The following is a 9,004-nucleotide window of genomic DNA, read 5'->3' on the forward strand; positions in this document are numbered from 1 at the left end:
ATGGCCGAACCATCGGCCCGGAAACCCAGGTGTTCGGGTTCGGCGCAGTCGCCCTGCAGTTCGCGCGTCGCCGTTAGCGCGCGTGGCGACAGGGAGCGCGACTGTCGCCATCGCTACTTCATCGCGATCACGTGCTCCACGAACTGATCGACGGCGATCTCGGTGCCCTGGTAGAAGCCCGACGCCTTGTTGTTCTCGAGGTCCGCTTCGTTCCGGTGCAGCGCCGTGAACACGTAGCGAGTGCCGGTACCCACGGGCTCCATCGTCATGATGGCAGTGATCGGGATGTCGTCGAAGACAGCCGGGCGATACCCGGGGAACAACATCGAGGTCCAGACGAGTCGCTTCATCGGAATGACGTCCAGGAAGCAGCCGAGGTTGGGGGATTCCTGACCGTCTCCCGTTGCGATGTCGATGCTGAGGATGCCGCCGGGTCGCACGTCCATCTCGGCTCGCGACACACGCCCCCAGGCCCTGGGCATGTACCACTCCTTGAGATGCTCCGGTTTCGTCAACGCTTCCCAGACGAGCCGCGTGGGTGCGTCGATGAACCGCTCGATGGCGAAGTCCAGTTTCGGATCGAAGGCGAAGTGCTTGCTCATGAGCGTGATTCCTTCTCCTTGAGGTGTTCGACGTGCTGGTCGAATCGGTCCAGCCGAGCTTCCCACAAGCGGCGACGCGCCGTCAGCCAGTCTTCGACGACCTTGAACCGTTCGGGCGCGATCTCGTAGGTCCGCACTCGCCCGCGCTTCTTCGACCTCACCAGTCGGCTCCGCTCGAGGACCGACAGGTGCTGCACGAACGACGGGAGTTGCATGTCGAACGGTGCCGCCAGTTCGCTCACGGTGGCTGGCCCGACAGATAGATGCTCCAGGACTTTCCGTCGAGTGGGGTTGGACAGGGCGTGAAACACTTCGTCAGCGGCTGCGGACTGAACCATTTCCGACACCGTCCCAATGCTCGGGTTATCCGTTCTGACCGAGGATTCTACGTCGGTGGAATACTTTTGTAAAGACCTAAGTATTTGACAACCCGGGATCCTGACTTACGATCGAGGCGCCGAACCCGCCGCGACCTCCTCATTACCTCCACCATTCGACGCCCGTGAAGATCACTGTCGAGACCCTCGTCAACGCCGATCCGGGCACGGTGTGGGATGCCTGGAACACACCGGAGCACATCGAGCAGTGGAATTCCGCGCAGGAGGATTGGCATACGACCAGCAGCAGGGTCGACCTGCGTGAAGGTGGGACGTTCTCGTCGCGGATGGAGGCGAGAGATGGCAGCGTCGGCTTCGACTTCGAAGGCACCTACACCCGCGTGGTGCCGAAGCAGCTGATCCAATACCGGATGAGCGACAGCCGCGAGGTGAAGGTCGAGTTCGTGGAGCGCCCCGGGGGAGTCCTTGTGACGGAGACCTTCGATGCAGAAACCGAGAATTCGCCCGAGCTGCAGCGCCGCGGGTGGCAGGCCATCCTGGACAATTTTGCCCGGTACGTCGAGGCGGGCCTCAGGCAGAGGCGCGAATGAACGCGCCGGCGTCCGCATGATGCGTCGTTCCCTGCTCCCCCAGTGGCTCCGGGTCGTCTCCGTCGCTGGCGGACTCCTGCTCTCCGCCACGCCCGCCCTGGCGCAGCGCGGCTCGGTCCTCCACGACGTGCCGGCGCAGCCAGCCCCTGGTGCGCGTTACCTGATCTACCTGCACGGCCGGATCATCGAGGAGAAAGGCGTTCGCCCGACGGACGAGCGCTTCGGCACCTACGAGTACCAGCAGATTCTCGACACCCTGGCGGCATCGGGAGCCGATGTCATCGCGGAACAGCGTCCGCAGGGGACGGACTTCCGCGCGTTCGGATCCCATGTTGCGGACCAGGTCCGGCGGCTTCTGGCCTCGGGCGTCCCCCCCGAGCGGATCGCGGTGGTGGGGTTCTCGAAGGGCGGAGCGATCGCGATCATCGCCTCGGCGCTTCTCAAGGATCCGGGAGTCACATTCGTGTTCCTCGGCGCCTGCGGTGACTGGGTGAAGGGGCGCGACGATGTCGACGTACGCGGGCGCATTCTCTCGATCTACGAGGCGTCGGACGAGTTGGGGGCGTCGTGCGAACCGCTCTTCGCGCAGGCAAGCGACCCGGGCGAGCCGCGGGAGGTCCGCATCGATACCGGAGCCGGACACGGAGCGTTCTTCCGGCCGCGCCCGGAGTGGCTTGGTCCCGTGTATCGGTGGGTCTGGAGGCGCTAAGCAGCGTACGTCGGGTGACGAGGTATCACGGCGCGCAGCCTCGAGACCGCCGCATTGCATGGACGGCTCAGCATTCAGCGGGCTATGTTCCGCCTCGCAGTTCGACCGCCGCAGGTGAACCCTTGGGTTGGATCGCTCCCAACTTTCCATGAAAACCAATCAGTGGGTTGCGAGTGCCGATTTCGTCCTGGTGCGGCCGGACGGCACCCGAAGTCCGGTCCATGTCGGGATCGCTGCACCCGAGCCGGCTGGAGCGGGGGAGTGGAGCTGTGGTGTGTCGCTGGCGGGGCTGTACGAGGAGCTGCCGCCGGTTTCGGGCACGGACAGCCTTCAGGCGCTCGGGCTCGCGTGGCGGCTGGCAGGGCTGCTCCTGGCGAGCGTCGAAGCCGCGGGCGGTCACCTCGAGTTCGACAACGGTGAGGTGGTGCCGCTGTCCGCGTACTTCGATGATCCACTGAGGCCACCCGCAGTCCCCGACCAGGCGATCTGACGCACGCCCATTGACGATTCAACGACTCCACTGGGACGAGTTCCATCCCGCCGTGCGACCTTCGTGGATGCCGTCAGCCGGTCAGGCTGGCGTACTGTGGCCGGCGCCGGTGGACCATGACGCGTGTTTCGCCGCGGCGGGCTTCCATGACTTCGCCGATACGACGCCCGCGTGGGACGCAGACTTTGCGACGCTCGTCGCGGACGTGGTGGCCTATTTCGACAGGAGGGGGGCGGGCTACCTCGCGGCGGGGGAGGCGCCGCCGCCTCGGTATGCCAGCCCCTCGCCGCTGGTAGCGGCGCTGGTTGCACCGGCGGGTGATGATGCGTTCCCGTGGTGTGAGGTGCACTTCGGGATGCCGGCCGCTGCGCGGATCCGGACCGGGGCGGGACACCCGCTCGTGTCCCTCTGGGCAGAGGTGCTCGACTGGAAGGATCTTCTGACGGCGGTCGCCTCGGGGCGCCCCGTCACGCGGGTCTCGCTGGAGTGGGGGCGTATTCTCTAGAGGACCGCGAACGCGGGCCTGGGCCGTAGCCTTCGACCACGCGCTCCGCTCGACGCGGATTCGCTACGCAGCAGCAGGCGGCCCGAACCACGTCGTCAGCGCGTCGCCTAGCCCCCGCGTGGTCGCGTCTCCCACCCACGCCACGTATCCGTCGGGCCGAATCAACACGGCGCCGGGAGCAACGACCGCGCCGAGTGCCGGAAGCTCCCACGCACCCGGGTATCCGGCGTCGATTACCTGAACGCGATCACGCCATGGCGTGATGTCGAAGCCACCCGGCTCATCGAGGTTGAGCAGCACGGGCCGCGCATCGTGCAGCAGCGAGAAGACCCGCAGTGGTCCGTTGGCGGTCACCAGGTCGAGATCAGGCATGCGGCGTCCGAGCAGCGGGTGGCCCTCGCCCAGGTCGTAATGGATGTCCAGGCCGGACATCATCGCGGCGAATCGTTTACGGGGCTCGTCCATGCTCAGCAGATCGGACACGGTGTCGCGCAACGCCTCGGTACGATCGTCAGTGCGCATGAGCGCGACCTGTGCCATCGTGGTGCGCAGCACGCGGGCAGCGACCGGATGGCGCTCGGCATGGTAGGTATCCAGGAGGGTTTCCGGCGACGTCCGGTTGACCACCTGCGCGAGCTTCCATCCCAGGTTCACTGCGTCCTGCACGCCGGTGTTGAGGCCCTGTCCACCGACCGGGGAGTGCGCGTGCGCCGCGTCGCCGGCCAGCAGGACCCGTCTGTCGCGGTAGGCCGCGGCCTGCCGGGTCGTGTCGGTGAACCTGGTGATCCATGTGGGACTATGGACGCCGTAATCGGTCCCATACACGGCGATGAGCCGCTCGCTGAGATCGCGGAGAGTGGGCTCATCCGTGTTTCCGACCTGCGGCTCGGTCAACATGACCCCCACCGTTCCGCCCTTCCCGTAGATCACCTCACCGCCCCTGATCTCGTACTCCACCTTGCCGATGGCGTGCATGCCTGAGGGCGTGCGACGAATGCCCGTCTCCGGCTCCTCCGTCATCTCGACCTCGGCGAGCAGCGCGCTCGTCGACGCGTCCCAGCCGGGGAATTCGATGCCGGCTGCCTTGCGGATCACACTGCGTCCGCCGTCGCACCCGACGAGGTACTGCGCCCTCATGCGCTGGCCATCCGAGACGGCGATGTCGACGCCGGTGTCGTCCTGCGCGAAGCCGGTCACCTCACGTCCGTACAGGATCGGCACCTTCAGCTCGCCGACCCAACCGGCCAGGATGCGCTCGATGTGTTTCTGCCACAGCGCGAGCCCGTAGGGGTGCCGGGTGGGAAAGTCGCTGATGTCGAGCCGGGTGGCGGCGAACCCCGCGACCTGGGCCACCTGTCCCTCCGACAGGAACCGATCCGCGATGCCACGCTGATCGAGGACCTCGATGGTACGTGACTGCAGACCTCCGGCGCGCGAGCCGGGGAGGGCCTGGCTGGCACGGCGCTCGACGATGGCGACGTCGACGCCAGCCAGCGCCAGCTCGCCCGCCAGCATCAGCCCCGTCGGACCGGCTCCGACGATCACAACCGCATGCTCGGTCATCGCAACTCCCGGTTCTGAGTGAGCGCGAAGTGTGCGCTCGCGCAGGGGCCTTGCCGCAAGACCCGGGGTTCGTGATAATCTCGGTTGGCGACCAACGACCGCGCAGGGCGGCTTCATCACCGGCGCCTCCGAAGGGGGTTCACTTCGTGCAGCTCGCCATCTACGTGAACTACCGCGGTACCTGCGAGGAGGCGTTTCGCTTCTACGCCCAACATCTCGGCGGCCGGATCACCGGCGTGGTGCGGCATGCGGAGATGGGCGACCCGCGGATACCGCCCGAGTGGGGCCAGAAGGTCGTGCACGCCCGCATCGAGATCGGGGGCACCGTGGTGCAGGGGGCGGACATCCCGACTGCGGAGCCGATGCGCAGCGCGTATCTCTCGCTTGCGCTCGACTCCGAAGCGGAGGCCGAGCGGGTGTATGCGATCCTGTCGGAGGGCGGCGAGATCTTCATGCGGATGGAGCGCACCGCGTTCGCCAACCGCTTCGCCATGCTCCGCGACCGCTTCGGCACCTCGTGGATGCTCCTGCATCAGCCAGCCGACATGTAGCACGGAGGAGTGAAATGGCAACGCCGGCGAAGAATACGATCTGCCTCTGGTACAATGGCGACGCCGAGGGCGCGGCGCGGTTCTACGCCGAGACTTTTCCCGATTCGTCCGTCGGCGCGGTGTACCGTGCACCCGCCGACTTTCCGTCGGGGAAGAAGGGGGACGCACTGACGGTCGAGTTCACCGTGATGGGCGTTCCGTGCATCGGGCTGAACGGTGGCCCCGGCTTCCCGCACACGTGGGCGTTCTCGTTCCAGGTCGCGACGGTCGACCAGGCGGAGACGGATCGCTACTGGAACGCGATCGTCGGCAACGGCGGCGAGGAGGGCGCGTGCGGCTGGTGCCGGGACCGGTGGGGCGTGTGGTGGCAGATCACGCCGGTCGCGCTGACCGAGGCGATGACGGGTGCCGACACCGCCGCCGCCAAGCGGGCGTTCGATGCGATGATGCAGATGAAGAAGATCGACGTCGCTGCGATCGAGGCGGCGCGCCGCGGTTGAGGAAACACCATGATGCTGCGTGCCGTCATGGAGGACGACCTCCCAACCTTCTTCGAACATCAGCTGGACCCGGAGGCGACCCGCTCTGGCGGTGCATCCCGCGAAGGAGTGGGACGCTTTCGTCCTGCACTGGCGGCACAAGGTCTTCGGTGACCCGACCACCAGAACGCGGACCATTCTGGTCGATGATCACGTGGCGGGCTACGTCGCCGGCTGGGAAGGAGGCGGCAGACGTCTGATCGCGTACTGGATCGGAAGGAAGTACACACCGCCCGTCCGATCACGGCCGCAGGTGAACCCGGGCGTCGGAAGGCGCACCAGGAGGTGGAGAATGGTCCAGGAAGGAGCCGCTCCAATTCGCCTCAACGCTGCCGTGCCGCAGTTTACGGTCCCCGACCTGGTGCGGACGGCGGAGTACTACCGCGATGTGCTGGGCTTTCAGATTGCGGGGTTCTGGGATGGAGAGCAGACGACCAGCACGCCCACGATTCCGCCGTCCTTCGCCGTCGTCTGGAGGGACGACATCGAGATCTTCTTCAACCGGGCAACAGGGCCGGTGAAGCGGGAGCGGGCTCCCGGCGCGTACGACGTGTATGTGCGGGTGACCGGCGTCGACGCGCTCGTCGCAGAGCTCATTCGCCGCGGCGCCGAGATCGTCGATGGTCCGGGTGACCGGATGTACGAGCAACGCGAGGTCGTGGTGCGCGACTGCAACGGGCTCATTCTCGCATTTGGAGAGCCCTCCTCCTAGCGGCGCGGTGGTGGCGGTCAGCCCATCGAAGGCTTGCCACCCGTCCAACCGGCAAGCCAGGCCCCGGTTACCCATTCGGAGTCGCATTCCGGCCCTGATGCGGACACTGGCAGCGCCGCCGGCAGACTGTGACCTGCCGATCATTTGACGGGGTTGGCTACATGGACGTCCCGACGAATCCGCATCCATCCTCGGACCCGCCATGCCACGCCCGCGCTATGTCGTTGCCCTCTTCGGTCTCGCGCCAATCGCAGTGGCCGGATGCAACACCCTTCTCGGCTCCGATGTCCGCGACGAGCCAGCGGTCATCATTTTCCACGGCGACACGACGGCCATCGAGGCTCCTTCCCTCACACCGACGGGTACCAGCTTCGTGGTCACCGTGCAGACCTTCGGCGGTGGCTGCACCCGCGAGGTCGCTCGCACGGATGTGGGGACGACCGTCCCGGGCGTCGTCGACATCTATCCGGTGAATCGTACGCGCATGCCACGTGAAGCCAATGAGGGATGCGCGGATGACCTGCTCGAGCTCCGCCATTCAGCCACCGTCCATGCATCGACGCCTGGCCCTCTCGTGCTTCGAGTGCATGGCGTGCAGCGCGGCGGTGTGACCGGCTCCACGACTGGCGCGGCTGTCGTGGAACGCACCGTCATGGTCCAATAACGGGGCTCCTGTCGGCGCCCGGTGCCGCCTGGCGCGGCGCGAGGGGCCGTCACACGGCGTGGCCTCGCCGTGCACCAGGCTTGCCGGACCTGAGGCGGCGGGGCATCTTCGGCTCCGGACATGCGCTTCACGACGCCCGTTCGCTCCACCGCCGCCGGTGAGCCGGGGCGCTAGATCCTGGCTTCCTCTCTCCGTAGTCGATATGCTGGCGCGTCACCTATTCCCCAGGCTTCGTGCGTGGGTCACTGCCGGCGTGCTGACGGCAATCGTGGCGCCGTGTTCGTCGGGGCAGGTCGTGAGCGGCATGATCGTCGGCGAACGAACGATGCGGCCCGTGGGCGGTGCGCGGGTCGCCCTGGTCGACGAGGCGGCCAGCGGCGTCTTCGCGCAGACGACCGCCGATAGCGTCGAGGCATTCTTCCATCTCGCCGCGCCTCGTCCAGGCCAGTACAGGCTCCGTATCACGCAAGGGCGTGGCGGAATCGTCTATAGCCCGCAGTTCACCCTCGACTCTGGCCAGGTGCTGGAACAGGTGTTCGCGGTGCCGCCCTTGCCCGGCGCGATGCTGGATGCGTACCCCAGCGGTGAAGTGACCCGCGTGGCGGTGCCCAAGCGAGGCCAGCGCGCCCCGCTCTATCCCCAGTCGCAGCGCGACGCGGCGGGGGAAGGAGTCGTCCGCGTAGTCGTGGTAGTCCAGGCGAATGGACGGCCGCAGATGGACACGTTTCGCGTCCTCGAATCGCCGCATCCGGACTTCACGCGCGCCGTGCAGCGCGCGGTGCGACGCTGGCGATTCATCCCGGCAGAACGTGATGGGATCGCGGTCGCTCAAGTCAAGCCGTTAGCCTTCGACTTCGGTATCGGCGAACGGCCATCGGTGCTGCCGGACGACGAGGAGGGCGCTGTGGTGATTCGGGCGCTCTGTGTGACGCGAACGCCGTAACGGGCTTCGTGACTCCTGTGCAGCTGCACGTACGAGTTCAGCCCCGGGACGTCGTCCGGCAGCGTCACGCGGCGTGGCGCAGCCACTTGTCACCCCGTAGGGGCGACCCGCATCCTTGTCGCCGCTCTTCGACCCGTCGGTCGCCGAGCGACTGAACCAGGACGGTCGCGAGGACGCGGCCGAGATGGAGCGAGCGTCTGCTCCACAGCGATCCACCTGATGGCGCGGCCGACAGCCGGCGCGCGCCCGTGGCAGTCGCAGCGCCCGCGGAACCGCCGCCCGTGGCGCGTCCCGCATCCTCATACCGTTTCCGGAGCAGCCGATCATGCGAATGCACACCATGCTCGCGTCCGCAGGCCTTGCATTGACCGTCGTGGCCTGCGACGTCAGCGAGCGCGCCGTGACAACGTCCGTCGGAGATGGGCCGTCGTTCGTGATCTCCCAGGATCCGTACCCCCTGCCGATCAACTGTCCCTCAGGCTACGAGTGCAAGTACGCCACGGACCGCGGGCCCATCGACGCACTGCCGAGTGTTCTGGAGACGAGCTGCGGTCAGGAAGCATGTGGTGGGCAGAACATGATGCAGAGCGGGTCGATCTCGGTGCTGAAGGACGGAGGCGTCGGGTATGCGGACCTGTTCAAGGGGACCTGCACCAACGGCACGCCGTTCTCACTACCGTCGGATTCGACGGCATGCTGGGACTGCACCGAAGGTTGCGCGGGATCCACATGTCCGCCCGGTGAACGCTGTTCGACCATCCTCCGGCAACCGGGCTCCGACTGTCGCCGCTTTGCATG

The 9,004-nt window shown here is 66.9% G+C and carries 13 protein-coding genes; 10 read left to right on the forward strand and 3 right to left on the reverse strand.

Going from position 1 to position 9,004, the window contains the following annotated elements; all coding sequences use genetic code 11:
* Positions 1–113: 113 nt before the first annotated feature.
* Positions 114–602 (reverse strand): SRPBCC family protein, encoded by a 489-nt coding sequence (locus VFU06_14450; GenBank protein HEU5210590.1) that lies wholly within the window; start codon positions 600–602, stop codon positions 114–116.
* Positions 599–940, reverse strand: coding sequence for a metalloregulator ArsR/SmtB family transcription factor (locus tag VFU06_14455; GenBank protein HEU5210591.1), 342 nt, complete (start codon positions 938–940; stop codon positions 599–601). Before VFU06_14455 ends, VFU06_14450 begins: the two co-directional genes overlap by 4 nt.
* A gap of 164 nt (positions 941–1,104) precedes the next feature.
* Here VFU06_14455 and VFU06_14460 point away from each other — a divergent pair, with 164 nt between their 5' ends.
* From VFU06_14460 to VFU06_14475, 4 genes are all read left to right on the forward strand, one after another.
* Complete coding sequence (locus VFU06_14460; GenBank protein HEU5210592.1) at positions 1,105–1,530, forward strand: SRPBCC family protein; 426 nt, start codon at positions 1,105–1,107, stop codon at positions 1,528–1,530.
* A 16-nt stretch (positions 1,531–1,546) separates the two neighbouring features.
* Complete coding sequence (locus VFU06_14465; GenBank protein ID HEU5210593.1) at positions 1,547–2,239, forward strand: alpha/beta hydrolase; 693 nt, start codon at positions 1,547–1,549, stop codon at positions 2,237–2,239.
* A gap of 148 nt (positions 2,240–2,387) precedes the next feature.
* On the forward strand, positions 2,388–2,729 hold the full coding sequence (locus VFU06_14470) for a hypothetical protein (protein HEU5210594.1): 342 nt from the start codon (positions 2,388–2,390) through the stop codon (positions 2,727–2,729).
* A 10-nt stretch (positions 2,730–2,739) separates the two neighbouring features.
* On the forward strand, positions 2,740–3,234 hold the full coding sequence (locus tag VFU06_14475) for a hypothetical protein (GenBank protein HEU5210595.1): 495 nt from the start codon (positions 2,740–2,742) through the stop codon (positions 3,232–3,234).
* A gap of 63 nt (positions 3,235–3,297) precedes the next feature.
* On the opposite strand, the gene VFU06_14480 is transcribed toward VFU06_14475, so the two are convergent.
* Entirely contained in the window at positions 3,298–4,914 is a 1,617-nt protein-coding gene (locus VFU06_14480; GenBank protein ID HEU5210596.1) for an FAD-dependent monooxygenase, read from the reverse strand.
* Positions 4,915–4,943: 29 nt separating this feature from the next.
* Here VFU06_14480 and VFU06_14485 point away from each other — a divergent pair, with 29 nt between their 5' ends.
* The 6 genes from VFU06_14485 to VFU06_14510 form a co-directional block, all read left to right on the forward strand.
* Positions 4,944–5,348, forward strand: a complete 405-nt coding sequence (locus VFU06_14485; GenBank protein ID HEU5210597.1) for a VOC family protein — start codon at positions 4,944–4,946, stop codon at positions 5,346–5,348.
* Between the two features lie 14 nt (positions 5,349–5,362).
* Positions 5,363–5,848: a VOC family protein gene (locus VFU06_14490; GenBank protein ID HEU5210598.1), complete on the forward strand. Its 486-nt coding sequence runs from the start codon at positions 5,363–5,365 to the stop codon at positions 5,846–5,848.
* A gap of 331 nt (positions 5,849–6,179) precedes the next feature.
* Complete coding sequence (locus VFU06_14495) at positions 6,180–6,599, forward strand: VOC family protein (protein HEU5210599.1); 420 nt, start codon at positions 6,180–6,182, stop codon at positions 6,597–6,599.
* A 202-nt stretch (positions 6,600–6,801) separates the two neighbouring features.
* Positions 6,802–7,263, forward strand: coding sequence for a hypothetical protein (locus VFU06_14500; GenBank protein HEU5210600.1), 462 nt, complete (start codon positions 6,802–6,804; stop codon positions 7,261–7,263).
* 304 nt (positions 7,264–7,567) lie between these two features.
* Entirely contained in the window at positions 7,568–8,206 is a 639-nt protein-coding gene (locus VFU06_14505; GenBank protein HEU5210601.1) for a TonB family protein, read from the forward strand.
* A gap of 325 nt (positions 8,207–8,531) precedes the next feature.
* The coding region (locus VFU06_14510) for a hypothetical protein (GenBank protein HEU5210602.1) at positions 8,532–9,004 on the forward strand (473 nt) is incomplete at its 3' end.

It is taken from the genome of Longimicrobiales bacterium, assembly GCA_035764935.1.
Lineage (GTDB): Bacteria > Gemmatimonadota > Gemmatimonadetes > Longimicrobiales > RSA9 > DASTYK01.